At 44.6% G+C, this 23,908-nt stretch carries 26 protein-coding genes and 1 pseudogene; 21 read left to right on the top strand and 6 right to left on the bottom strand.

The window, feature by feature from the left end:
* From ACFORK_RS24370 to uvrA, 12 genes and pseudogenes are all read left to right on the top strand, one after another.
* On the top strand, nt 1-189 hold a 189-nt coding region (locus ACFORK_RS24370), incomplete at its 5' end, for a hypothetical protein (protein WP_379203959.1).
* A 117-nt stretch (nt 190-306) separates the two neighbouring features.
* A complete protein-coding gene (locus ACFORK_RS24365) occupies nt 307-891 on the top strand; it encodes a 3D domain-containing protein (protein ID WP_379203957.1) in 585 nt (194 codons plus the stop codon).
* Nucleotides 888-1,454 (top strand): AAA family ATPase, encoded by a 567-nt coding sequence (locus ACFORK_RS24360; RefSeq protein ID WP_379203955.1) that lies wholly within the window; start codon nt 888-890, stop codon nt 1,452-1,454. The genes ACFORK_RS24365 and ACFORK_RS24360 overlap by 4 nt, the downstream gene beginning before the upstream one ends.
* Nucleotides 1,441-1,590, top strand: a complete 150-nt coding sequence (locus tag ACFORK_RS24355; protein ID WP_379203953.1) for a hypothetical protein — start codon at nt 1,441-1,443, stop codon at nt 1,588-1,590. Before ACFORK_RS24360 ends, ACFORK_RS24355 begins: the two co-directional genes overlap by 14 nt.
* Before the next feature lie 63 nt (nt 1,591-1,653).
* Complete coding sequence (locus tag ACFORK_RS24350; protein WP_379203951.1) at nt 1,654-1,947, top strand: hypothetical protein; 294 nt, start codon at nt 1,654-1,656, stop codon at nt 1,945-1,947.
* Nucleotides 1,948-2,514: 567 nt separating this feature from the next.
* Nucleotides 2,515-2,901 (top strand): annotated as a pseudogene (locus ACFORK_RS24345) (AAA family ATPase); the annotation flags it as partial.
* A 52-nt stretch (nt 2,902-2,953) separates the two neighbouring features.
* The gene (gene hflX / locus ACFORK_RS24340) at nt 2,954-4,243 is read left to right on the top strand and encodes a GTPase HflX (RefSeq protein WP_379203949.1); all 1,290 of its coding nucleotides are present in this window, start codon (nt 2,954-2,956) and stop codon (nt 4,241-4,243) included.
* 92 nt (nt 4,244-4,335) lie between these two features.
* Nucleotides 4,336-5,589: a methionine gamma-lyase family protein gene (locus ACFORK_RS24335; protein ID WP_379203947.1), complete on the top strand. Its 1,254-nt coding sequence runs from the start codon at nt 4,336-4,338 to the stop codon at nt 5,587-5,589.
* An 84-nt stretch (nt 5,590-5,673) separates the two neighbouring features.
* Nucleotides 5,674-6,084 carry a MerR family transcriptional regulator gene (locus ACFORK_RS24330; protein WP_066361713.1) on the top strand — a complete coding sequence of 137 codons (411 nt, stop codon included), beginning with the start codon at nt 5,674-5,676 and terminating at the stop codon, nt 6,082-6,084.
* A gap of 30 nt (nt 6,085-6,114) precedes the next feature.
* Nucleotides 6,115-7,443, top strand: coding sequence for a type I glutamate--ammonia ligase (gene glnA, locus ACFORK_RS24325; protein WP_379203944.1), 1,329 nt, complete (start codon nt 6,115-6,117; stop codon nt 7,441-7,443).
* Between the two features lie 256 nt (nt 7,444-7,699).
* Nucleotides 7,700-9,037, top strand: coding sequence for an NUDIX domain-containing protein (locus ACFORK_RS24320; protein WP_379203942.1), 1,338 nt, complete (start codon nt 7,700-7,702; stop codon nt 9,035-9,037).
* Entirely contained in the window at nt 9,034-11,898 is a 2,865-nt protein-coding gene (gene uvrA / locus ACFORK_RS24315; RefSeq protein WP_379203940.1) for an excinuclease ABC subunit UvrA, read from the top strand. Before ACFORK_RS24320 ends, uvrA begins: the two co-directional genes overlap by 4 nt.
* A gap of 72 nt (nt 11,899-11,970) precedes the next feature.
* Here uvrA and ACFORK_RS24310 read toward each other — a convergent pair whose 3' ends face one another.
* The 3 genes from ACFORK_RS24310 to ACFORK_RS24300 form a co-directional block, all read right to left on the bottom strand.
* Nucleotides 11,971-12,744 (bottom strand): alpha/beta fold hydrolase, encoded by a 774-nt coding sequence (locus ACFORK_RS24310; RefSeq protein WP_379203938.1) that lies wholly within the window; start codon nt 12,742-12,744, stop codon nt 11,971-11,973.
* Nucleotides 12,745-13,015: 271 nt separating this feature from the next.
* Complete coding sequence (locus tag ACFORK_RS24305; protein WP_379203936.1) at nt 13,016-13,318, bottom strand: hypothetical protein; 303 nt, start codon at nt 13,316-13,318, stop codon at nt 13,016-13,018.
* Nucleotides 13,319-13,674: 356 nt separating this feature from the next.
* Nucleotides 13,675-13,860: a hypothetical protein gene (locus ACFORK_RS24300; RefSeq protein ID WP_379203934.1), complete on the bottom strand. Its 186-nt coding sequence runs from the start codon at nt 13,858-13,860 to the stop codon at nt 13,675-13,677.
* 219 nt (nt 13,861-14,079) lie between these two features.
* Between ACFORK_RS24300 and ACFORK_RS24295 the strand changes: the two genes are divergently transcribed.
* The gene (locus ACFORK_RS24295; protein ID WP_379203931.1) at nt 14,080-14,358 is read left to right on the top strand and encodes a holin; all 279 of its coding nucleotides are present in this window, start codon (nt 14,080-14,082) and stop codon (nt 14,356-14,358) included.
* 13 nt (nt 14,359-14,371) lie between these two features.
* Here the strand turns inward: ACFORK_RS24295 and ACFORK_RS24290 are convergent, their stop codons facing one another.
* The gene (locus ACFORK_RS24290; RefSeq protein WP_379203929.1) at nt 14,372-15,046 is read right to left on the bottom strand and encodes an SOS response-associated peptidase; all 675 of its coding nucleotides are present in this window, start codon (nt 15,044-15,046) and stop codon (nt 14,372-14,374) included.
* A 215-nt stretch (nt 15,047-15,261) separates the two neighbouring features.
* Between ACFORK_RS24290 and ACFORK_RS24285 the strand changes: the two genes are divergently transcribed.
* Both ACFORK_RS24285 and ACFORK_RS24280 read left to right on the top strand, forming a co-directional pair.
* Nucleotides 15,262-15,369 carry a YjcZ family sporulation protein gene (locus ACFORK_RS24285; RefSeq protein WP_379203927.1) on the top strand — a complete coding sequence of 36 codons (108 nt, stop codon included), beginning with the start codon at nt 15,262-15,264 and terminating at the stop codon, nt 15,367-15,369.
* A 117-nt stretch (nt 15,370-15,486) separates the two neighbouring features.
* A complete protein-coding gene (locus ACFORK_RS24280) occupies nt 15,487-15,588 on the top strand; it encodes a sporulation protein YjcZ (protein ID WP_379203925.1) in 102 nt (33 codons plus the stop codon).
* Between the two features lie 78 nt (nt 15,589-15,666).
* Here ACFORK_RS24280 and ACFORK_RS24275 read toward each other — a convergent pair whose 3' ends face one another.
* Nucleotides 15,667-16,005: a L,D-transpeptidase gene (locus tag ACFORK_RS24275; RefSeq protein WP_379203923.1), complete on the bottom strand. Its 339-nt coding sequence runs from the start codon at nt 16,003-16,005 to the stop codon at nt 15,667-15,669.
* A 253-nt stretch (nt 16,006-16,258) separates the two neighbouring features.
* The gene (lexA, locus tag ACFORK_RS24270; protein ID WP_066361701.1) at nt 16,259-16,885 is read right to left on the bottom strand and encodes a transcriptional repressor LexA; all 627 of its coding nucleotides are present in this window, start codon (nt 16,883-16,885) and stop codon (nt 16,259-16,261) included.
* A 328-nt stretch (nt 16,886-17,213) separates the two neighbouring features.
* On the opposite strand from lexA, the gene ACFORK_RS24265 reads away from it, so the two are divergent.
* From ACFORK_RS24265 to metH, 6 genes are all read left to right on the top strand, one after another.
* Nucleotides 17,214-17,627, top strand: a complete 414-nt coding sequence (locus ACFORK_RS24265; protein ID WP_379203920.1) for a LysM peptidoglycan-binding domain-containing protein — start codon at nt 17,214-17,216, stop codon at nt 17,625-17,627.
* 110 nt (nt 17,628-17,737) lie between these two features.
* Nucleotides 17,738-17,911 carry a DUF896 domain-containing protein gene (locus tag ACFORK_RS24260; RefSeq protein WP_379203917.1) on the top strand — a complete coding sequence of 58 codons (174 nt, stop codon included), beginning with the start codon at nt 17,738-17,740 and terminating at the stop codon, nt 17,909-17,911.
* 81 nt (nt 17,912-17,992) lie between these two features.
* A complete protein-coding gene (locus tag ACFORK_RS24255; RefSeq protein ID WP_379203915.1) occupies nt 17,993-18,511 on the top strand; it encodes a hypothetical protein in 519 nt (172 codons plus the stop codon).
* Between the two features lie 42 nt (nt 18,512-18,553).
* Nucleotides 18,554-19,339: an HAD family hydrolase gene (locus tag ACFORK_RS24250; protein ID WP_379203913.1), complete on the top strand. Its 786-nt coding sequence runs from the start codon at nt 18,554-18,556 to the stop codon at nt 19,337-19,339.
* A gap of 432 nt (nt 19,340-19,771) precedes the next feature.
* Nucleotides 19,772-20,200, top strand: coding sequence for a FixH family protein (locus ACFORK_RS24245; protein WP_379203911.1), 429 nt, complete (start codon nt 19,772-19,774; stop codon nt 20,198-20,200).
* Nucleotides 20,201-20,312: 112 nt separating this feature from the next.
* Nucleotides 20,313-23,750 carry a methionine synthase gene (gene metH, locus ACFORK_RS24240; protein WP_379203909.1) on the top strand — a complete coding sequence of 1,146 codons (3,438 nt, stop codon included), beginning with the start codon at nt 20,313-20,315 and terminating at the stop codon, nt 23,748-23,750.
* The last annotated feature ends 158 nt before the right edge of the window (nt 23,751-23,908 follow it).

Genomic DNA, 23,908 nt, shown 5'->3' with positions numbered 1-23,908 from the left:
ATTTATAATTTTTTATCTGTGATAGATGTTGTAGAAGTAAAGGTTGTAATATTTTTTAAAATAAAAATAAATATAATTATTTTAATAAAATACATATTATCTTTAGTAGCAATAACAAATGATAACTCTTTTGAAACTAGTGGTGCAAATACAGAGAATCTGTGCAGTAGCAACCCATTTGCAAATTAAATGATGAGCAGGCGGTATCAATAAAACAAAGGAATATACTAAAGGTTGAACTCTTATACATAAAATAAAAAACCTCACGATAGAAGTGTGGAATTATCTAAATATAAGGAGGCTCAGATGCTAGAAGGATTACTTCTATCTCTATTATTCGTGCAACCAACTCCAAGCTTTCAACAGCCAGATAGTTTGCAAATCATTAGAGAAATTAAGAACACATATGCTATTAACCAAGATGTGAATACAGATATAAAAGAAGAGTTTTTAAAAAAAGAATTACATAATAAGCAAGGTACCTTAAAGAATATATTGAAACAGCAGCAATTTGTTAAAGAGACTAAAGTAAAACCAGAAAAGAAACGAATGAAAAATGAAGAAATGTGGTTGTCCTTTGAAATATCTGCCTATACGAACGGGAAAGAGTCTACGGGCAAGACGAAAGGGAATAAGGACTACGGCATAACTTCAAGTGGAAAATTGACTAAAGAGGGACGTACAGTATCGGCAGATATAAATCTATTTCCTTATGGCACCGTTCTGTATATAGATGGGGTTGGCGAGCGTATCGTTGAAGATACTGGGAGAGCTATTAAAGGTTATAAACTAGACCTGTTCATTGAGGACTTACAAAGGGCCAGAAATTTTGGTCGGAAACACAATGTCAAAGTAAAGGTTTTAAAGATGGGGGAGAAAAAGAAAAAATGAAAAAAGTGTTTCTGTTAATGGCCTATTCCGGGGCAGGTAAAACAAAGATTGCTAAAAGGTTAGAGGATTATGGATACAATGTATTACAGCCATATACGACACGACAGCCATGTTCTGAGGATGAGTGGGGCCATATGTTTACAACGATAAAAGAATATGAAAACTTCAAAAAGAATAATGATATTGTTGCCTACAGTCTATTTGAGGGCAATCATTACTTTAACACAAAAGAGCAAATGTACGAAGCAGATATATATGCGGTTGATCCCGATGGAATTGAGGACTTAAAGAGAAACATTGAGGACATAGAATTTGTAACTATCTATATCAAAGTAGATAAGAAAACAAGACTGAGAAGAATGCAAGAACGTGGAGATAACTTTGATAAAATTCTCGCGAAAGTAACAACAGATGGAATTAAATTTAGAAATAAGAAATTTGACTATAAGGTAGTTAACTACGATTTTCAAAAGGCAGTGGATATTATTGATTTCATTATCAAAACTGAAAGCAGAGATTCATTAAATAAATCAAAGGAAGTGAAAAGCTATGTTTCCTATTAATTTAGAAATCTATAAACAACTTCTTGATGATCTTACAAATGATGAACACACCTATAGTGATTTACTGGAACTAAGAGATAAAACTAATGATGTGTTGGACTATGTGGAACAAAAAATTGGCGAAGAAATTGATTAATAAAACGTTCGTTTCGTAAAGTGAAAGAGGTAAAAAGTTGAATAATTAAAAGGAGATATTAACATGCAAAATTCTTACGATGACATAAGCAACTTAACTCTTGCTAAAACAGAGGAAGAGGCAGAATACATCAAAATCATAAAAGAGCTTTACAAGGGAGGTAACATAACAGTAGGGAAGATATATAAAGTAGAGAGGATGCTTTACAATGACAACCCGGCCGACTTTTTGAATGGAGAAGCATATGTTGTTAATGATGCAGGGAAAGATTTTTTCGGGGTATTTAATATGTGTGTAAGCGAAATGTATAAAAAAAATAGGAGCGCAGACTCTTTCAAGGACATACAATACAGTTAGAATTGCCTGCGGTGAAATTCAGCTTATGAAATTTAACACTAATCGAAAGGATATGAAATTAAAGATAAAATACATATATAAACATAATTATATAATGAGTACAAGTGAAATAGCTTGTGCTTTTTTTATTAGGAAGAAATCTAAATCTAAACCAAAGAGGTATTGTTTTCGCCAATTATAAAGCTCATTGAAAGGGTGAGGAAAACATAGTGAATTTTAAGAGATATATGAATCGATTTATTATTTGGTTGTTTTGGTCAAAATTTTTTAAAACTGTTCGAGATAATCTGTACTTTGTAGCTTATAAGCAGGGTAAATATGACGAACGGATAAACAGTAAATATGCTCACTGTGAATACGACATGAGAAGGAAATGGAAAAATATATAAATAAATAAAAGAAATAAACACTAAATGAAAGTCGCTGCAGAGATTAATAGATGAAAAAGAAGGAGAAGGTGCGCGCTATACAGAAATGTATGCAACGAGTATAATCAAATCGCTAAAAGAATTAGAGGATAAATGAATATTACATAATAAAAACTAATCCATAGCTAAGTCCATGTAAGATCAACGTGGACAATTTATCCTCATTTTAGCCGGATATTCCAGCGAGATCGATTATTTTCTGATGAGCAATCCAGGACTTCCTTCCCGGTTCCCGATTCAGGTCGAGTTTCCCGACTATACCACCGATCAGCTGCTTGAAATCGCGGGGCTGATGGCTAAAGAACGCGATTATATTTTGATGCCGCAGGCGATACTCAAACTAAAGCAGCATCTGCTGCTGGAGAAGACGGAAAGTCTTCATGCGTTCAGTAATGCGAGATATGTGCGCAATGCAATCGAAAAAGCGGTCCGCAGCTAGGCTGAAAGGCTCTTGTACCAGTATGAGAACAATAGTCCCGGCAAGCAGGAGCTAATGACACTGCGAACAGAGGACTTTAAGCTGTAGGGCCTGAGTGAGCGGACAGGAATACCGAAACGGGCATAAGGAGTATGCATACATGGCAATCGTAACACATAACACAACAACGGAAGTACAAGACCGGGCGATCCTGGTCAGTCTCGTTACGGACAAAATCAAGCGCACAGGCGTTGACCCAGAGCTATCCCTGCAGGAACTGGTTCAATTAGCGGAGACAGCTGGAGTCGAGGTGCTGGATGTGCTTCGTCAGAACAAGGAAACTCCTGATCCCAGATGGTTCATCGGTAAAGGTAAGGTGGAGGAGCTGCGTATGGCGGCAGACGGCCTAGGGGCTAACACCGCTATCTTCGACCAAGAGTTGTCGGGCGCTCAAGTCCGCAATCTGGAGGAAGCACTGGATCTCAAAATCATTGACCGGACCCAGTTGATTCTGGATATTTTTGCTGGCCGGGCGAAGACGCGAGAAGGGATTATCCAGGTGGAGCTGGCTCAGTTGTCGTACTTGCTACCCCGTCTATCCGGGCATGGCAAAAACCTGTCGAGACTGGGCGGTGGTATCGGGACGAGAGGACCGGGGGAAAGCAAGCTTGAGACCGACCGTCGGCATATCCGCGACCGGATTACCGAACTGAAACGCCAGCTGGATGAGGTTGTCAAGACACGCGAGCTGCACCGTGAACGCCGCCGGAAGAGCGGAGCCGTGCAAGTGGCATTGGTGGGGTATACAAACGCTGGAAAGTCCACGCTGTTGAAGCAGCTCACCGACGCGGATGTTTATATCGAAAACCAGCTGTTCGCCACGCTTGATCCCACTTCCCGGGTTCTTCAACTACCTGGTGGCAAGGATGTAGTGCTTACTGACACAGTTGGTTTCATCCAGAACCTGCCCCATGATCTCGTTGCTTCTTTCCGAGCGACGCTGGAGGAAGTGAATGAAGCCAATCTGGTGCTGCATGTAGTGGATGCTTCTTCACCGATGCGGGAAGAGCAGATGGATGTCGTGCAAAGCATTTTGCAAGATCTTGGCGCAGCAGGCAAACCGCAGATCGTGCTGTTCAACAAATCCGATATTTGTGAACCGGGACAGCTCGAAATGCTGCCGTCGGGTGATGGATATTTGAAGATCAGTGCGTTTAACCCTGAGGATTTGGCCCACATCACGCAAGTGATTGCCGATGAACTGGCCGGAGATACACTGACCTTCCGCATTCCTGGGGAACGGGGAGATCTGACCTCCGTGCTGTACCGGGTCGGTGAGGTGTTGGAGCAGGATTTTGATGAGAATGATATACTATACACGGTTCGGCTGAATAAAGAAGATTATGAAAAATGGGGTTACATGCTGGCTGATTTTGTGGACCCGAAGTAAAATGAATTTATGCATTGCTCAGGAAAGCGTCAGGCAACTGTCGCTTCCTGTTATTTTAATGGCAAGTAAATGTAAGGAGAGAGCAGAGAAACATGGCAGTATTTGCAGAGGATATTCTACAGGCGGCAGAAGCCGCAGAGCTTGAGATCGAAAGTGCAGTAAAGAACCTAGAACGGATTGTGGACAAAAACCAATGGAAAATCATTGAGGCGTTTCAGCGTCATCAAGTTAGTGATTACCATTTTGCCGGTTCTACTGGCTATGCTTATAATGACCGGGGCCGTGAGGTGCTGGATCTTGTTTATGCGGATGTATTCGGTGCGGAGGCAGCGCTGGTGCGCCCTCATTTTGCTTCTGGTACACATACCATTTCCACGGCTCTATTTGGTGTGTTGCGACCGGGGGATGAGCTGCTCTATATCACAGGAACCCCATATGATACCTTACATAAGGTTATCGGCAAAACCGGTGACGGAACAGGTTCCCTTGCGGACTTTGGTATTGGTTACGGTGAAGTTGCATTGACCCCTGAGGGCGGGGTAGACTGGGATAAGGTGGCACTGTCCATCAATGACAATACCAAAGTCATCGGCATTCAGCGTTCACGCGGTTATGACTGGCGCTCATCATTCACGGTGTCTCAGATCGGAGAGATGGTGCGAAAAGTGAAGGAGCTGAAGCCGGATGTCATTGTTTTTGTGGACAATTGCTATGGTGAATTCACAGAGGAACTGGAGCCGACACAGGTCGGTGCAGACCTCATTGCCGGTTCGCTTATTAAAAATCCTGGAGGCGGCATTGCCGAGACTGGGGGCTATATTTGCGGTCGCAGCCATCTCGTGGAGCTAGCCGCATACCGGCTGACTGCGCCGGGCATCGGCGGTGAGGTGGGAGCGATGCTGGGAACCACTCGCGGCCTGTATCAAGGTCTGTTCCTCGCGCCTCATACGGTGGGACAAGCAGTTAAAGGTAGTATTTTCGCAGCTTCTGTCTTTGCCCGCTGTGGTTTCAAGACAAAACCTGCGTGGAATGAACCTCGTACAGATCTTATCCAGGCCGTGGCTTTTGACGGACCGGAGCATCTGATTGCCTTTGTTCAAGGTATTCAGCGCGCTGCGGCTGTAGACAGCCATGTGGTTCCAGAGCCATGGGATATGCCGGGGTACGAACATCCTGTCATTATGGCGGCAGGTACGTTCATTCAAGGCGGCAGTCTGGAATTATCGGCCGATGCGCCGATCAGAGCGCCATATATTGGCTATATGCAAGGTGGCTTGACCTACTCTCATGTGAAATATGGCGTATTGATGGCTCTCCAAGGTATGAAGGATCGCGAATTGTTGTAAGTTTATCTAACATACTATTGACGCGCTGGATTAGGGAATGTACAATGATAATTAGAAAAAGATCATTGGAAGGTTGGATGAGTCATGGGTGATGAAATCCGCAGAAATATGGCATTATTTCCTATAGGAATTGTAATGAAGCTAACCGATTTATCGGCAAGGCAGATTCGCTATTATGAGCAGCACAGCCTGATCGTACCAGCGCGTACTTCCGGTAACCAGCGTCTATTCTCTTTTAACGATGTAGAACGTTTGCTGGAGATCAAGGCTTTGATTGAGAAGGGTGTTAATATCGCCGGGATCAAACAGGTGATGAATCCTGTATCCAAGGAATCCGAAGAGGCGACGGTGATCACCCCTGATACAGAGGTTAAACGAAGAGAGTTGTCCGATTCCCAGCTTCACCGCTTGTTGAAGCAAGAACTCGTTTCCGGAAAAAGACCGGGACAAGTATCTCTCATTCAAGGTGAGTTATCCCGGTTTTTCAATAAATAATATATAGATACGTGAAAAGGAGAGGTTATTGTGAGCTTTACTAAAGAAGATATTCTGCGTATTTCCAAAGAAGAAAATGTTCGTTTCATTCGTCTTCAGTTCACCGATTTGCTGGGTACTATCAAAAACGTTGAGATTCCTGTAAGCCAATTGGAAAAAGCACTGGACAATAAAATGATGTTCGATGGTTCTTCCATCGAAGGTTATGTACGTATCGAAGAGTCTGACATGTATCTGTATCCTGACCTCAGCACTTGGGTAATCTTCCCTTGGGTAACTGATAGCCGTGTAGCGCGTCTGATCTGTGATGTCTACATGCCAGATGGTACTCCATTTGCAGGTGACCCACGTGGTATCCTCAAACGCTGTCTGAAGGAAGCAGAAGAACTTGGCTTCACTTCCATGAACGTTGGTCCAGAACCGGAATTCTTCTTGTTCAAGACAGATGAAAAGGGTAACCCGACAATGGAGCTTAACGACCATGGCGGATACTTCGACTTGGCACCTATGGACCTTGGCGAAAACTGCCGTCGTGAAATCGTATTGACTCTGGAAGAAATGGGCTTTGAGATCGAAGCTTCCCACCACGAAGTGGCTTCCGGCCAGCATGAGATTGACTTCAAATACGCAGACGCGATCAAAGCGGCTGACCAAATTCAAACCTTCAAGCTGGTAGTTAAGACTGTTGCCCGTCAACATGGTCTGCATGCTACCTTTATGCCGAAGCCGCTGTTCGGAATGAACGGTTCCGGTATGCACGCTCACCAATCGTTGTTCAATGGCAACGAGAACATGTTCTATGACGAAAGCGATACGCTGGGCCTCAGCAAAACTGCACGTCATTACATGGCAGGTATCCTGAAGCACGCACGTGCTTTTGCCGCAATCACTAACCCGACAGTGAACTCTTACAAACGTCTGGTTCCTGGTTATGAAGCTCCTTGTTACGTGGCATGGTCTGCAAGTAACCGTAGCCCGATGATCCGTATCCCGGCTTCGAGAGGTCTCAGCACACGCGTAGAGGTTCGTAACCCGGACCCTGCCGCTAACCCTTACCTTGCACTTGCTGTAATGTTGAAGGCAGGCCTTGATGGCATCAAGCGTCAGCTTGAGCTTCCAGCTCCAATCGACCGTAACATCTATGTGATGTCCGAAGAAGAGCGCATTGAAGAAGGCATCCCTAGCTTGCCATCTGACCTGAAAGAAGCATTGGGCGAACTCATTCGCAGCCAAGTGATCACCGAAGCACTCGGCGAGCATGCGCTGGCTCACTTCTACGAGCTGAAAGAAATCGAGTGGGATATCTACCGTACGCAAGTACACCAATGGGAAAGAGATCAATACATTACCCTTTACTAAATGAAGTAGCCCCTGACGCGTTAGCGTCGGGGGCTTTTTTTGTGGACAGAAGTAACACGCTCAGCATTATTATCTTATTAAATAACTAAATATTAACTTTGTGTTGATTGAAGGGATTAACATCATTTACATAATGTTCCCAACAAAATATAATGGTTTTCATGCTTGTCGATTAACCAGAATATGTAACTGGATCAGAGCAGCGATCAAATAGAGTCGTAGATGAAGCTAAAAATATTATAGGCGGTGCTACTGTATGCAAGTTAAGTTTTATGATTTGAATACAATAGATGATTCTCGGTTGAAATATGCTGTGATTTTCGCTAGGTACCAAAATAAATCCATCTATGTAAAACATAAAGAACGGAATACTTGGGAAATTCCAGGTGGGAGAAGAGAAATAAATGAAGATATTCATGAGACAGCTCGTCGTGAACTTTATGAAGAAACCGGAGCCCTTACGTTTAATATAGCTCCATTATTAATTTATTCTGTTACAAATGACAATAGTGAGGAAACTTTCGGGGGGTTATATTATTCTGAGGTTACAGAACTAGGAGATTTAATGCCTGAAAGTGAAATAGGCGAGATATGTTTCTTGGAAGAGTTGCCAAGAGAACTAACTTATCCAGTAATCCAGTCAGAATTGCATAGAAGAGCAATAAAAGAATTGTCTTCAAAAAAGAACTTCGATATTGCATTAGGTCAGTTCGTTGCCAAACTCAAGATGGACAAAGCCATTGTAGCAGCCATTGCTTATGGCAGTTATGTCAGCGGTACCCTTTGGAAGAGGTCAGATATTGATTTGATACTTGTGGTCAATGATGAGAAGACTGCATTTGATTTTCGCAGTTTTTTAGAACATGGCATTATTATCAATGCGCTGGTTTTCTCCAGAATGAATTTCAAGAAGAAGCTTCAAAGCCTTGTACAAGGCGATGATTTTCACTCTTTAATTCACCAAAGCAGGCTTTTGTATACTACAGACCCCAGTATGGAGACTTATTTTTCTGACATCCAGGAGATGGGGGATAATGACATAGCTTTACAGTTGGCTATTTATGGAATAAATGCGGTTGCCGGTTATTATAAAACACTAAAAACACTCACGGTTTTAAAGGATTTTTCATACGGCTACTATAAGATGGGTGACCTCATTGATAATATTGCTCATCTTGTCGTAATCATGAACGGTAAAGTCCCTTTACAAAAAGTAGTCCTTCAAGCGAAGGAGCTTGAACCTGAACTATTTGATGTTCTATATACTCGATTTATCCGGGCATTACCGGATGAAGCCCAGGTAACCTCTGTCATGGAGACCATCTATGAATTTCTTGTTAAGCATAATACTCTATTTTTCCATCCCATCTTACAGTTTCTACAGGAAACAGGAATGCCCCAACCCGTATCCTATATTCATGAACAATTGCTTAAACGTACAGATGTCAGTATTCCGCATTTTCTCGAAGCCTGTGAATGGTTATCTGACCTGAACATGATTACAAGAGTTCCACATTCTATTCGCTTAACCAGCCGGAGCAGGGTCGAAGTAGATGAGCCAGCATATGTTCTCGTTCAAGGAGGAATAATATGAACAATCATATTGTGGTAAAAGGGGCTAGAGAAAACAACCTTAAAAATATAGATGTCGAGATTCCCAGAGATCAATTAACGGTAATCACCGGTGTTAGTGGTTCGGGGAAATCTTCTCTTGCATTTAATGTTATTTATGGGGAAGGGCAACGCTTGTTTTTAGATACTTTATCCACCCATGCCAAACGGTATTTGTCTCAAGTGAATAAACCTAAAGTAGATTATGTCCATGGATTATCACCTGTTGTTGCCATGGAACAAAAGAAAGGCCAATTCAATCCAAGGTCTACAGTGGGAACGATGACAGACCTTTCGAATTATATACGATTATTGTACAGTACGATGGGGGTAGCCCAGTGTCCACATTGTACGCAGCGAATCTCTCTTCGAAGCGCTAATCAAATTGCAGAACGGATTCAAGCATTGCCTTCTGGAACAGAAGTTACTCTATTAGCGCCGGTATCCAAAATTTATAATGAGAAGTACTCGTATTTATTCGATGTATTAAGAAAGCAGGGATATCGTAAGGTCAAAATAGAGGGTGAACTCCACGATACAGGTAGTTTGGTGGGTCTAGTGCTCCATGATGGGCAAGAATACCAAATCGAAGTCATAGTAGATAGAGTGTATGCTAAGCAAGATTACAACAAGCAGCTAATCGCCAAAATCAAGGAGGCTCTTCAGCTCGGTGAGGGCTTCATTAAGCTGGAGTTAGAACAATCAGTTTTACCCGAGAAACAAAAGCAATTATTTTATGAAGGGTTTGCCTGTGCGGAACACCATATTACGATTGGAGATCTGGAGCCTAAATATTTTTCGCCTAATGATCCCGCAAGCTGCTGTCCTAGCTGTGGAGGAATGGGGATCTATCTCAAAGCAGAAGAAGTGTTGGCAGTAGATAATGACAAGAAGAGTATTAACGAGGGCGCTCTTACTAATACATTACTTAGCGTGAAGCATCCATACAAATACATGCTGTTATATAGTATGTCTGTTCATTTTGGCTTTAGCTTGGACACTCCGTTTAAGGATTTACCCCGGGCAACGAAGGAGCTTATTTTCTATGGTACAAAGGGTGAATCCTTTCAATTACTCCATCCTCCGGGTGCGAAGACTGCTCATAACAATGCTGGGGATTATGTTGCATTCCCTGGAATTCTGACACAATTGGATCAACAGTATGCTCAGTCACGGAGAAGCAAAGTAAACGGCTCTGTACAGGAAATGATTTTCAAAAAGCATATGGTGCAGCAGCGTTGTCCAGACTGCTTAGGAACCTGTCTCAAACCACAACGTTTGCTAGTGAAGCTTAAAGACCTTTCCATTCATGAATTAGGCGAGCTCCCCTTGGAGGAATTGCAACAGATCTTTAGACAAATAGAACTCCCAGTTGAGAAACGTGATGTAGCATCATCCATTCTTGAAGAAATAGCCAAGCGTATCGAAATGCTAAATGACATTGGCTTAGGTTATTTATCGTTAAACCGGCGGTCGGATTCTTTATCTGGCGGAGAATGCCAACGAATTCGCCTGGCAACACAGGTCGGGATCGGTCTCATTGGCATGCTCTATATTATGGATGAACCAAGTATCGGCCTGCATCCCAGAGATAACTCTAAAATAATCAAAATGCTTAAACGTCTTAAAAACATTGGCAATACTATCATTGTAGTGGAACATGACTTGGAAACGATCAAAGAAGCTGACCATATTATTGAGATTGGCCCAGGACCGGGCATTCATGGTGGGCGTATTGTGGCACAAGGAAATGCCGGGGTGATTTCTCATCATGCCGAGTCCATTACAGGGCAATTTATTTCGGGTCATCGGCGGATCGATCGTCCCGCTAACAGACGAACATGGAATGGAACAAGTCTACGCATTAATGGGGCAAGGGATAACAATTTAAAAAATATCAATGTCGAAATTCCGTTAGGAATGTTTGTGTGTGTAACCGGTGTATCAGGCTCGGGTAAGAGTACGTTGGTCCATGAAATTTTATATAAAAAATTACATTCTATTGTAAATCCTCATATTATCCCGGGAGAACATGATTCTATTGAAGGGATTCAGCATGTGAATCACTGCATACATATCGATCAATTACCGATCGGCCGAACGGTAAACTCAAGTCCGGCTACATACATGGGGATTTTTGATCGTATCAGGCAGCTCTTCTCTGAGACAGACCAAGGACAAGAGGCGGGGGTTACGCCATTTGACTTTAGCTTTACTCAAACGGGAAGCGGAAGATGTGATGAATGTAATGGAATAGGATTGTTAACTACAGAGCTACAATTTATGCCCGATGTCGTAGTCACGTGCCCCTCATGCCAAGGCTCCCGTTATAAAGAAGAAATCCTGGAAATTACGTATAATGGAAAGTCGATTTCAGAAGTATTACAGCTTTCGATTGATGAAGCAATCGAGTTTTTTAAGTCGGTGCCTTACATTCATCATAAATTAGTGGTTATGAGCGAATTAGGGTTAGGTTATTTGCGATTAGGGCAATCATCATCCACCATTTCAGGAGGGGAAGCTCAGCGTGTGAAGCTTGCGGCTGAACTATCAAAAATCAAAAAGGGTGCAAGCAATATTTATATATTAGATGAACCAACGACAGGGCTGCATGTCGCAGATATTCAAAAATTGTTACAGTGTATCAATCGCTTGGTGGATTTAGGTCATACCGTGTTAGTCATCGAGCATAACATGGATGTCATTAAAACGGCAGATCACATCATCGATATTGGTCCGGGTCCGGGGCGTGACGGAGGAACTGTAGTCGCATGGGGGACTCCTGAAGAAGTAGCCATGGTAAGCGAATCATATACAGGAATGTTCTTAAAGGAAGTGTTGTAAAAGCGAAATTATCAAAGCATTTCCAGGCACACCGACATGGCTCAATTACGCAGCCATGTCGTGTTTCCTATTTCATTTTACTTGTATACCATTTTTAATTGCTCTAGCCAATCCTTTTGGGTTCTCCCAGGCCATAGAGTGCCCAGTATTATTTACAATTTCGATATTAATATTATGTGCACTAAGTACCTCTAAATCTGAAGCTGGCAATGAATTTTCTCCAAAGATAAAGGTTCTAGGACAATCGAGAGAGTAGAGCTTTTCTCTCCATGATGGTTCTTCCCCTTTTGCTGCCGATTGAGATACAAGATAGGCGGCTTTAGGTGACCATGAAGATAAAGCTGCTGCCCACATTTCGTTTCCGTTTGTCCGACTATCTTGAACCAATTTGCTAAATCCATTTTCTAAAAAATCGTGCATCTCAAAGTCCGCAATATACTTGCTGGTTGAGCCTACGCTACTTTTGTCTAAATTTGCTTCACTCAGAATTATTCTATCGATTTGATTCTGGCATTTCGTTGCTAATGACAGCGCAATGGCGCCTCCTAGACTGTGGCCAAATAATACAAATGATTTCAAATCTAAGGACTTAACTAACTCTGCGAGATATTCCGCATGCTCGTTGACTGTGTAAATGAAGTCTTCCGGTTTGTCACTGTACCCTGAACCTAATAGGTCAACTAAAATACAACGGTGGTTTCTTGAGTGTTCCTGGGTGGCCACTTGCGGATAATCAAACGAACCAGCACATCCAAGACCGTGAATAAACAAAATGGGTATTTCCTTACCGGGGAAATCGTTATAACGAAGTATAGAATTCGCTTTTTTTACAAAAAACTCATTCATTGAAAAATTACCTTTCTATGTTAAATTTCTTTAAAATTATACTATGATGATTGGGACCATTTAACTCAAATAAAACAGGGGACCCCCCGTTATCCGCATGTAGCAATTGGCTACATTAGACAAGGGAGGTAGTGGAGTGAGCAAGAAATATGGTTGGCGAACAGCAGTTATTCTTTTATTCATCCTTGCTGCATGTGTTATCGGATGGGTCGGACTCAGGTTCAATTCCTAAACCTCTAGGAAGGTGTTTCTAAGTATAGTTATTTGAAGCTTATTTCACTTTCTCCAGCTTAAAAGTAAACTGCCACTTCGCAGTGTTCCCGGAATAGCGCCCGCGGTTCTCGACAACGGTCACATTCAGCTTCTTGGTCACGCTAGTTTTAATGGAGGAGACTTTAACGGAGGCGCTGGCTTCGCCGTCATCCGGATACTTGTCCTGTTCCTGTGCTTCTGCGTGAAGCTTGATTGATCCGGCGGCATCGGCGTTGATCGTTACACTTTCCCCGTCATTGAGTTCTTTGCCATTGACAAAGCCACCCCACCACCATTCATTGCCCACGTGATTATTTTCCACTAATTTGGCTTCTACAAAAGTAACTTTAATCTTTACAGTTTTACCAGCTGCGAACAGGGGCTGGGTACTGAGCACAAAAAATAAGAACGAACAACAAACTAAATCTAGCAATTTTCCGGAGCATAGTCTCACCTTTCCAATTATAGGGTTTCCCTAAATATAGCATCTCTACGTCTATAGTTCTATATACATAGGAAAATATTCTGAAATGATAGGACTTTAGGGTGAGTTTGCTAGTCGGAACCGGGAAACGGTGAAGAAGATGAGGTTTTGCGAGAGAAATACTGATAAAAGGGCATGCCGCGAACCCCTCAGGGCTGGACACTGAAGGGTTCCTTTACATGGAACGGTAGTTGTTAATCCATCAGGTCATACATTGTGTTCATAAAATAAGCGACTTCCATCTCCGCGTCCTGTTCATCCATGCCGAGCAAATCCACCAGAAACGAATAGAAGCGCTCGTAGATATTTCCCGGCTTGAACTGCTCCTCTGGATGTCGCATGCAGTAATCGAGGTATTGGCGAATCATGATTCCCCACATATAACCTGCACCTCCTCATTCTCAGGAGTAATTTGATGTAAACGTGACACATAGTGTTATCAATGCTTTTTCTTGTCACTAGTTTTTTGCAATATACTATGCACACAATACAAGAATTTGTATGCGCAGCGGTATATTTTTGAAGAGAGGCCTTGGATTATCGAGCATGTACCGCAGAGGAGAGGAATAGGAATAGAAGAGCAGAAAGGGGAGAGGTGAATGGAGAATCAGAATTTAAGTAATGTTCTGGCCTTTGCATCTCTGTTGTCTGTCTTTGTGTTGACAGGAGTACAGCTGGTAAAGGTCACGGTGAAGGTTCCTAAAAATATGGTGCCGCTTATCGGTGTAATTGTAGGGATGCTTATCGGAGCGGCGGCCTATCCGTTCACAGACATGGAATTGGTGCTGCGATTATGGGCGGGGGCATTGTCAGGTTTATCCGCGACGGGGCTGTTCGAGCTGGCTTTTAACAACCGGATTGGAAATACCAAAGAGTAAGTAAAGGGGGCTGCTACTGGGCAGCCTCTTTTAATAGTTCAGGATAATCATTTTTGACATTGCCGACTGCAGGGGCTACGGGGTATGCTCTCATTTTGGCAGAATCATAAGGCTTAAGCAGCTTTAATAAATTTTGGACATCATGGTTGTCCCGTCCGAGCCAATCGCTTTCGTCTTCCGGTCGCAGAATAACAGGCATACGATCGTGAATTTCAGCCATCAATGAATTAGGTGTGGTCGTGATAATCGTGCAGGTGGCCAGCTTCTCGCCTTTCGGGTCCAGCCATATATCATATAGAGCAGCCATTGAGAAAATACTGCCGTCCCGCATGCCAATTCTCATAGGCTGCTTGCGACCGTCTACCTTTTTCCAGTCATAGTAGCCGTCTGCAGGGATCAGGCACCGCCGAGAGGCAACGAGTTTCTTGAACGAGGCTTTTTCCAATAAAGACTCCCCACGGGCATTGATCATTTTGCTGCCGATCTTATCGTCCTGCGCCCATGATGGAACAAGGCCCCAACGAAGCTCACCGATTCGGTTGCCGGTACCTGTGTGAATCACAGCCGGAATATGCTGCATGGGAGCGGCATTATATCTGGGAGCATAATGAAGGATGCTGGCATCATTCGTAAGATACCTCAGCATTAGTTCTTCTATAGAGACTGTAATGGTATAACGTCCGCACATGATGAGAATCCTCCGAACATTGGTTTGTTACCAGTGTACTATACTTCCCCGATAGAAATAAATAAGATCCATCTTAGTGTGGACCTTCTAAGTCCCCTCAAAGGTAAGCTTTTACCTTCGTCACAGGAGTACATTTCTTTTCCGGTTTGCCCAAACTCAGTAGGATACTGTTACATATTCTGTTCTGTAGTCATTAATCTGAAGGAGGAATTCACATGGGTGCAGAACATTGTGGACCAGTAGTTAGTCCTTTTACGTCAACAGGAACGATTTTGGTGCTTTACATTCTGCTTGTAATCATTTTGAGTATTTGCTGGATCTAATCAAGGGGCCTGGACTATTCGGGCATTAAGTTAGCGGAGAAGAAATCTCCCTTTCCTAAGGGCCGATCTTTTGTCGCTGCAAATCCTGGTGTCTTCATAGAAAAGGAGGAATTACTCATGGGTGAATTTGCTGGAGGATATGGTCTTGGCACATCTACTGCTGCAATCTTGGTTCTCTTCATCTTGTTAGTTATTATCTCTAGATCTTTCTTGCTGTAATTTGAATTATCCCCATGACCAAGCCGCCAGACACCGTCTGACGGCTATTTGCACGTCAAATCATCCAGTACCAGGCGGTTAACGCCGGATAGTCACCCGCGTCCCAATTGGAACCAGCGCAGCAAGTGCCAGTACATCTTGGTTGAACATTCGAATGCATCCGTGCGAGACCAGATGTCCAATGGAGGAGGGGTCATTCGTCCCGTGAATGCCATAATGCAGCTTGGAAAGTCCCATCCAGAACACACCGAATGGACCTCCGGGATTAGGCTGTTTGTTAATGATCGTATATTCTCCCTCTGGTGTTGTGGTTAGCATCGTTCCGATTCCGACAGGGTAACCTCGGACGACAGTATTGTTATCCAGCAAATACAGCATTCGTTGTGTTAAATCGACGACAATTCGGTAATTGGGCATGGGATCAGCACTCCTTTAAATTAGGATATGTGCGGAGCAAGGGTGCCGTTAATCCGAAATCGTGAGTAAAAATAAAAAAAGTGTGGCCCTATCTAAACTCAGAGGATACCTCAGTACTTATTTGACGCAAACTATCGCGATAGTTTTGTTCTGAATTCTTGCTTCTTTATTCGAGTTAGGGAAAAGAGTTTAGACAGAAAAAAGACTGCACCGCTGAACGGAACAGTCTTCTAATAGAGACATTAATGATAGATTAGTGGACATCCCGGAATAATCCGATGACTTTACCCAAAATGCTTACCCGATTCAGGCGAAGTGGCTCATAGGACGGGTTCTCCGGCTGGAGGCGAATATGATCACGTTCCTTATAGAAAGTCTTAACGGTAGCTTCATCATCTTCAGTCATAGCGACAACAATATCACCATTGTCTGCGGTCTGCTGCTGGCGCACAATGACATAATCGCCGTTCATAATGCCAGCATCGATCATACTGTCACCAAGAACAGAAAGCATAAATACCTTGTTGTCACCAACATAATGTGTTGGGAGCGGGAAATAGTCCTCGATGTTCTCTGTTGCGGTGATAGGTACCCCGGCGGTAACCTTCCCTACTACAGGAACGCGAGTGATCGTCTGGGCAAATTGATGGACATTCTCCGAGTCTTCCTGGCCAAGCAGTTCAATGGCACGCGGCTTTGTCGGATCCCGGCGGATCAGGCCTTTCTTCTCAAGGCGGTCCAGATGACCGTGTACCGTGGAGCTGGAGGCGAGGCCTACAGCTTCTCCGATTTCCCGTACGGAAGGAGGATAACCCTTGCTGCGGACTTCGTTACGTATAAATTCCAGGATCGCCAGCTGGCGACTCGAAATCTTTGACATCAGAATCAACCCCATATAGTAATGTTTGGGAAAATTATAACATAGAACTGCCGTTCGCACAAACATAAGTTCTAACGTTATCGATAGTTTAAGAGAAGGGAACAAGGATGAGAACAGGAAGGAGAATGATATCTTCAATAATCGGCCTCTATGTCGAAGGAATACGCAAGAACGGCAAGGGAGATGAGCACATCAAGAGCATTTTTTTCACTCAGAAAGGGGATTTTATAAGAGGGGAACAATTGTTCGAAAATAGTATTGATCAAAACACATGTTCGTGTTATATTGATTTTGCAAGTAAGAACAAGTGTTTGGAGGATGATGAATTATGTTAAAGTACAGTACATACCATAGCATCTATGACAAGGACACAGAAGTTAGCTCTGTAGGACAAACTTTAGGTTCTGGACTAATAAATAGAATTCAAGAAATCACCAATGTGCTATCGAATGGATTAAGTCAGTTGATCAGAACATTTAACTTCTATAAGATCGCTCTTTTTCTGCTGCTGATTGTTGCGGGCTTTACAGTAGTAGGTAATGTGTTTGCTGGACCTGTTAATCTTGCGAAGCAAGAGAAGAGGGTTGTGGTTGAACAAGGAGATACTCTCTGGAGCATCGCTCTTAGATATAAGCCGACCAATATGAAGACAGCTGTATATATAGAAGGAATTAAACGATCGAGCCAATTGACCGACAGCACTATTCATGCAGGAGACGTTTTAACAGTCCCGTTATTTTAACAACTTTATGTTCAGAGATAGGAACATTAGAGAGCTTGCAGGGGGTAAACCTTGACAAGCTCTTTTTCTCATGGCAAAGTTAGAATGAATTTATTAGGGAGGCGAAAATATTGAATATAGATGAATTGATTGCACGAATTAATGAACTGGCACACAAGCAGAAGAACGAGGGTCTGAATGAAGAAGAACTGGCTGAGCGCGCCAAGCTCCGTGAAATTTACTTGGGCAACATTCGCCGCAATTTCCGTGCCCAACTGGACAACATTGAATTCGTAGATAAATAAGCGTTGAACAAGGAGCAGAGGCTTAACATGAACCCTCTGTTTCTTTTCATAGATATTTCAGGATGACTAGGGGGAAGAGACATGGCCCGTTCTTGGGAAAGAATGGTTCAACGCAATTCACAGCAACTCAATAAGCAAAGAAAGAAACAAGGGAAGGATGCCATTCAATCCTCGGCTTCCAGTACAAAGACTAGCGATGTATTCAAGGGGCGCAATATCGTATTGCCCGTTGTTCTCGTTGCACTAGGTGTGCTTTATTGGCTCATCGGTACACTGGATCAAAGTGGAGGAAGCGTCTTCATGCACTGGCTGGGCGTGGGGTTGTACTTGCTGCTGGCAGCTATGCTGTATTTCCGTCGTCCTTACCTGAAGGTAGAGCGGAACAGATTGTCCACTATCAAATTCAACCGCGAACGTTGGCTGCCTGCTACCGATATTGAGAAGATCACAGTTTCTCGCAGTGCTGTCACGATTAAGTATAAAGGCAAACGCACCACGTGGGTGTTCTCCAAGCTGATTAACCGTTATGACACGGCTGCGATGGGCGAACGACTGCAAGAATTCGGTAAGGTCAACAACATTCCGGTAGAGCAATTGTAAACAATAGAGAGCAGTTCACTTCAGGGAGAGGGAGTTACTTAAATGCCGATTACCGCTGTACTTTTTGATTTGGACGATACGCTGCTTTGGGATGAACGCAGTGTAGAGGAATCGTTTCGCTCTGCTTGTGAGGCTGCAGGAGACGCTGTGGATCCCCATGAGTTGGAAGCTGCTGTACGCAGGGAAGCCAGGGGTTTGTATGAGTCCTATGAGACCTTTCCGTTTACCAAAATGATTGGGATTAATCCGTTTGAAGCGCTTTGGGCTAACTTTAGCGCTGGTGAACAGCCTGAATTCCGTCAGTTGGAGCAACTGGCACCGGTTTACCGCAAAGAGTCTTGGCGCCGGGGACTGGCGTCGCTAGGTGTAGAGGATGAGGTTCTTGCTGAGACGCTCGCAGCCAAGTTTGCAGCCGAACGCCGCAGCCGTCCTTATATGTATGAAGAGACATTGCAGGTACTGGATCAACTGCGCGGACAAGTGAAACTACTGTTGCTAACCAATGGTTGTCCTGCACTTCAACAGGAGAAACTGGATGGAGTACCGGAACTGATTCCTTATTTTGATCATGTTGTGATCTCCGGCAGTTTTGGTAAAGGCAAACCGGATACTTCGATTTTTGAGCATGCCCTTGGCCTGCTTGATATCACACCGGAGCAGGGAGTCATGGTCGGTGATAAACTGACAACCGATATTCTCGGCGGCTTGAGCACGGGACTTACGACCGTCTGGATTAACCGTACCGGTAAGGAAAAAGATCCGGCGATTACGCCGGACTATGAGATCGGGCATCTAGCGGAGCTTCTGCCGTTGGTACAAACTCTGTAAGGAACTTATTTTTTGAATAGAGCCGTCTTCTGAAGTAGGTTTCCTACGGATGAGGCGGCTTTTTCTATTACTAGTATGTTGATAAAACAGGCTTTCCTTCCTGAAAAAATGAGAATAATGTGTATAATAGAAAGAGAATTATTACACCTAGGGCTCCATGCAGCAATGTTTGATTCTATTTAAGATGAACAAAAGAGATTAACAAAAAGCGAGAAGGAACGTAGGGGAAGATTGGAACTGTAGGAGCGAAGCGCTCGTCTTTGTTTCCGGATTTCAACCGCTACTAGCGGTTAAACAGAAGAAATCTGGAGACAACAACGACCGAAAGTCCAAGCTTCACTGGAGTGACGCCAAGCCTTAAGTTCGTATCTTAAACTCATCTTAAATAGCAACTCTAGTAATAGGATAACCATTATATCAGGAGGGCTTCAAATGTTGAACCCGAGGAAAAAGGTCTCATTATTAGGTATTGCGTTCACATTGCTACTGGCAGGCTGCGCCTCTGGGACAGCTGGGGGAGGGCACGCTGGTCATTCGGTAGATATATCGATGGAGCCGATCAAAGTAGAGCTGGAATGGAGTCCAGCTGAAGTTACAGTGAGCAGCCCGGTTACATTCGAAGCTAAGGTGACCCAGGAGGGTAAACCTGTGGATGATGCCAAGGAAGTGCTTTTTGAAATCGTAAACAAAGATGGGAAGACCGAAAAGATGGAACTAAAAGGGACTTCGGCAGGAGAAGGAAAGTACACCGCAGAAGGAACTTTTGATAAGGAAGGGCTTTACAATGTGACCTCACATGTATCGGCACGGACACAGCATTCTATGCCAAGCAAGGAGCTTACTGTTAAGCCATTGCCATAATTATGACAGCATGAGATGAGCAGCTAAGAATCGGCAGAGACGGAAGGAAGACTTTCCGAATTCCCTTTATTCTGCTAAACTTACTCTAATGTTTTACTGGGGGGATAGGAACATGGCTAAATATACACTTGCTGAGAGCTTACAGCAACGAATTTTGATTCTTGATGGCGCGATGGGGACCATGATCCAACAGGTCCCGCTGACTGGAGAAGATTTTGGCGGAGAAGAACTGGACGGATGTAATGAGATGTTGGTGCTTACCCGGCCAGAGGTTATCCAGACGATTCATGAGCAGTACCTGGAAGCAGGCGCTGATCTCATCGAGACCAATACATTTGGAGCTACATCAGTTGTTCTTGCGGAGTACGATATTCCGCAGCGGGCACGCGAGATTAACCTGGCAGCCGCCAAACTGGCGCGCAATGCTGTTGAAAAGTATGATACTCCAGACCACCCGCGTTATGTAGTTGGTGCTATGGGACCTACAACCAAGACCTTGTCGGTAACCGGCGGTGTCACGTTTGCGGAACTGGTGGAGAGCTATGAGGAACAGGCTGTTGCCTTGATTGATGGTGAAGTCGATGTACTGCTGCTAGAGACCTCACAGGATACCCTGAATGTTAAAGCGGGCAGTATCGGAATTCGTAATGCTTTTGAGAAGACCGGTATTACATTGCCTGTCATGATTTCGGGTACGATTGAGCCAATGGGCACAACGCTCGCTGGTCAGAATATCGAAGCCTTTTACATCTCACTGGAGCACTTGAAACCGATCTCTGTCGGCCTCAACTGTGCGACCGGACCCGAGTTCATGCGCGATCACATCCGGACGTTGTCGGATATTTCATCATCCGCTATCAGCTGTTATCCGAATGCGGGTCTGCCGGACGAGAACGGGCATTATCATGAATCGCCAGATTCACTGGCCCGCAAGATTGGTGCTTTTGCCGAAAAGGGCTGGCTAAACATCGCTGGCGGCTGCTGCGGAACGACACCGGAACATATCCGGGCTATGGTAGATGAATTGTCCAAATTCCCGCCGCGTGCGCTGAACGGTACTCATCCGCCTGCCTTGTCGGGTATTGATCCCGTCTATGTCGAAGATGGTAACCGTCCATACATGGTCGGAGAGCGTACGAATGTACTGGGTTCACGGAAATTCAAACGTCTGATCGTTGAAGGAAAATATGAGGAAGCTTCTGAAATTGCCCGAGCTCAGGTCAAGAGCGGTGCACAGGTAGTTGACGTTTGCGTACAGGACCCTGACCGTGACGAGAGCGAAGACATCAAGCAGTTCTTGGAGCTCGTGGTCAAAAAGGTTAAAGTTCCGCTGATGATCGATACCACAGACCCGAAGGTTATTGACCTTGCCTTGCAGTATTGCCAGGGCAAAGCGATCATTAACTCCATTAACCTTGAAGATGGTGAAGAAAAATTCGAGCATGTTACGCCGTTGATCCATAAATATGGTGCTGCTATTGTCGTTGGAACAATTGATGAGAGCGGGCAAGCGATTAAGGCGGTTGACAAGCTGGCGGTAGCGGTACGTTCTCATGACCTGCTCGTGAACAAGTATGGACTGTCATCGGAAGACCTGATTTTTGATACGCTGGTGTTTCCGGTTGGGACGGGGGATGAGCAATATATCGGTTCCGCGAAGGAGACGATTGACGGGATACGCATGATTAAAGAGGCACTGCCATCTGTTCATACGATTCTCGGGATCAGTAACGTTTCCTTTGGTCTGCCTGAAGCAGGGCGTGAAGTACTGAACTCTGTGTTCCTGTATGAATGCACCAAGGCTGGACTCGACTACGCTATTGTGAACACCGAGAAGGTGGAGCGTTATGCTTCCATTCCCGAAGCAGAGCGGATCTTGGCCGAGCAATTGATCTACAATACTAACGATGATACGCTATCCGCTTTTGTCGCTGCCTTCCGTGGCAAGAAAGTCGAGAAGAAGGAGAAAATCTCCAATCTCTCGTTGGACGAGCGCCTAGCTTCGTATGTAGTTGAAGGGACGAAGGAAGGTCTGATTCCCGATCTGAACGAGGCGCTAACCAAAGCGTCCCCGCTGGAGATTATCAACGGTCCGCTAATGGCCGGGATGTCTGAGGTCGGAAGATTGTTTAACAACAATGAGCTGATCGTGGCTGAGGTGCTGCAGAGTGCGGAAGTTATGAAGGCTTCGGTTGGACATCTGGAGCAGTTTATGGAGAAGGATGAGACTGCGGTAAAAGGAAAGATCATGCTGGCCACCGTCAAAGGGGATGTGCATGATATTGGGAAAAACCTGGTTGAGATCATCCTTTCCAACAATGGTTACCAGATCGTCAATTTGGGTATAAAAGTACCACCGGAAAACATCATCGAAGCGTTCCGGCGTGAAAAAGCAGACGCTATCGGTCTCTCTGGCCTTCTGGTGAAGTCGGCCCAGCAAATGGTGCTGACTGCACAGGATTTGCGGAACGCCGGTATTGATGTGCCGATCATGGTCGGCGGTGCGGCGTTGACACGCAAGTTTACCAAGACGCGCATTCGTCCGGAATATGACGGACTGGTGTTGTACGCCAAGGATGCCATGGACGGATTGGACATTGCCAACCGGCTCATGAATCCGGAAGAACGGGCCAAGATTGAAGAAGAGGTTCGTGCCGAAGCTGAAGCGGGTGCTACTGTAGCGGTGAAAACAGAACTGCCGAAGCTGACCCGTGCGGTCCGCTCTAATATCTCACCGGATGCACCAGTCTTTACGCCTCCGGATCTGGAGCGTCATGTCCTGCGCAATTATCCGCTAGGGCATATCGTACCTTATGTGAACATGCAGATGCTACTGGGCCACCATCTGGGACTTAAAGGCTCGGTGGAAAACCTGCTTGCGGCAGGGGACAAGCGTACAGTGGATCTAAAGGCGACGGTTGATGATATTCTGCATCAAGCGATGGTGGACGGGACGATTACGCCGCATGCGATGTACCGCTTCTTCCCGGCTCAGTCCAAGGGCAATGATATTCTGATCTATGATCCGCAGGATATCTCCAAGGTGCTGCATACCTTTACCTTCCCACGCCAAGGGGTTGAGCCATTCCTGTGTCTGGCCGACTTCTTGAAGCCGGTAGATAGCGGCATTATGGATTATGTAGGGTTCCTTGTGGTGACGGCAGGACACGGCGTTCGCGAAATGTCCACGGAGCTGAAGGATAGAGGAGATTATCTGCGCTCCCATGCACTGCAGGCAGTTGCTCTAGAGGTGGCGGAAGGTCTGGCGGAGCGTGTCCATCATATGATGCGGGATACTTGGGGCTTCCCAGATCCGGCGGATCTGACCATGAAGCAACGTCATGGCGCTCGTTATCAAGGGATTCGTGTTTCCTTCGGTTACCCGGCTTGTCCAGATCTTGAAGATCAGGGGCCGCTGTTCAAGTTAATGTCTCCTGAAGACATCGGCGTTCAGCTGACCGAAGGCTTCATGATGGAACCTGAAGCTTCTGTATCTGCGATGGTATTCGCGCATCCTGAAGCGCAGTATTTTAACGTAGAGAAGCAGTAATTTCTTTTGATGATAGCCGGAATGAGGGTGTATATAAGCCCTCATCCGGCGAAGCCTCCCGGTTACGGGAGGTTTTTTGAACTATAAGGATTTATATGTTTTACGCTAACAATCATCCTTATATTTCTCGCTGAAACGGATACCGTCCCTTAGAGGAC

It is taken from the genome of Paenibacillus sp. GCM10012306 (assembly GCF_042649265.1).
Taxonomy (GTDB): Bacteria; Bacillota; Bacilli; order Paenibacillales; family Paenibacillaceae; genus Paenibacillus_AQ.
The sequence above is the reverse complement of the archived record's forward strand: the minus strand, read 5'-3'. Positions and strand labels throughout refer to the sequence as shown.

Bases quoted from the DNA above. Each gene is read 5' to 3' on its own strand.
- ACFORK_RS24365 (WP_379203957.1), top strand. From the start codon at position 307: ATGCTAGAAGGATTACTTCTATCTCTATTATTCGTGCAACCAACTCCA.
- ACFORK_RS24360 (WP_379203955.1), top strand. From the start codon at position 888: ATGAAAAAAGTGTTTCTGTTAATGGCCTATTCCGGGGCAGGTAAAACA.
- ACFORK_RS24355 (WP_379203953.1), top strand. From the start codon at position 1,441: ATGTTTCCTATTAATTTAGAAATCTATAAACAACTTCTTGATGATCTT.
- ACFORK_RS24350 (WP_379203951.1), top strand. From the start codon at position 1,654: ATGCAAAATTCTTACGATGACATAAGCAACTTAACTCTTGCTAAAACA.
- hflX (WP_379203949.1), top strand. From the start codon at position 2,954: ATGGCAATCGTAACACATAACACAACAACGGAAGTACAAGACCGGGCG.
- ACFORK_RS24335 (WP_379203947.1), top strand. From the start codon at position 4,336: ATGGCAGTATTTGCAGAGGATATTCTACAGGCGGCAGAAGCCGCAGAG.
- ACFORK_RS24330 (WP_066361713.1), top strand. From the start codon at position 5,674: ATGGGTGATGAAATCCGCAGAAATATGGCATTATTTCCTATAGGAATT.
- ACFORK_RS24320 (WP_379203942.1), top strand. From the start codon at position 7,700: ATGCAAGTTAAGTTTTATGATTTGAATACAATAGATGATTCTCGGTTG.
- uvrA (WP_379203940.1), top strand. From the start codon at position 9,034: ATGAACAATCATATTGTGGTAAAAGGGGCTAGAGAAAACAACCTTAAA.
- ACFORK_RS24310 (WP_379203938.1), bottom strand. From the start codon at position 12,744: ATGAATGAGTTTTTTGTAAAAAAAGCGAATTCTATACTTCGTTATAAC.
- ACFORK_RS24300 (WP_379203934.1), bottom strand. From the start codon at position 13,860: ATGTGGGGAATCATGATTCGCCAATACCTCGATTACTGCATGCGACAT.
- ACFORK_RS24295 (WP_379203931.1), top strand. From the start codon at position 14,080: ATGGAGAATCAGAATTTAAGTAATGTTCTGGCCTTTGCATCTCTGTTG.
- ACFORK_RS24290 (WP_379203929.1), bottom strand. From the start codon at position 15,046: ATGTGCGGACGTTATACCATTACAGTCTCTATAGAAGAACTAATGCTG.
- ACFORK_RS24285 (WP_379203927.1), top strand. From the start codon at position 15,262: ATGGGTGCAGAACATTGTGGACCAGTAGTTAGTCCTTTTACGTCAACA.
- ACFORK_RS24280 (WP_379203925.1), top strand. From the start codon at position 15,487: ATGGGTGAATTTGCTGGAGGATATGGTCTTGGCACATCTACTGCTGCA.
- ACFORK_RS24275 (WP_379203923.1), bottom strand. From the start codon at position 16,005: ATGCCCAATTACCGAATTGTCGTCGATTTAACACAACGAATGCTGTAT.
- lexA (WP_066361701.1), bottom strand. From the start codon at position 16,885: ATGTCAAAGATTTCGAGTCGCCAGCTGGCGATCCTGGAATTTATACGT.
- ACFORK_RS24265 (WP_379203920.1), top strand. From the start codon at position 17,214: ATGTTAAAGTACAGTACATACCATAGCATCTATGACAAGGACACAGAA.
- ACFORK_RS24255 (WP_379203915.1), top strand. From the start codon at position 17,993: ATGGCCCGTTCTTGGGAAAGAATGGTTCAACGCAATTCACAGCAACTC.
- ACFORK_RS24250 (WP_379203913.1), top strand. From the start codon at position 18,554: ATGCCGATTACCGCTGTACTTTTTGATTTGGACGATACGCTGCTTTGG.
- ACFORK_RS24245 (WP_379203911.1), top strand. From the start codon at position 19,772: ATGTTGAACCCGAGGAAAAAGGTCTCATTATTAGGTATTGCGTTCACA.
- metH (WP_379203909.1), top strand. From the start codon at position 20,313: ATGGCTAAATATACACTTGCTGAGAGCTTACAGCAACGAATTTTGATT.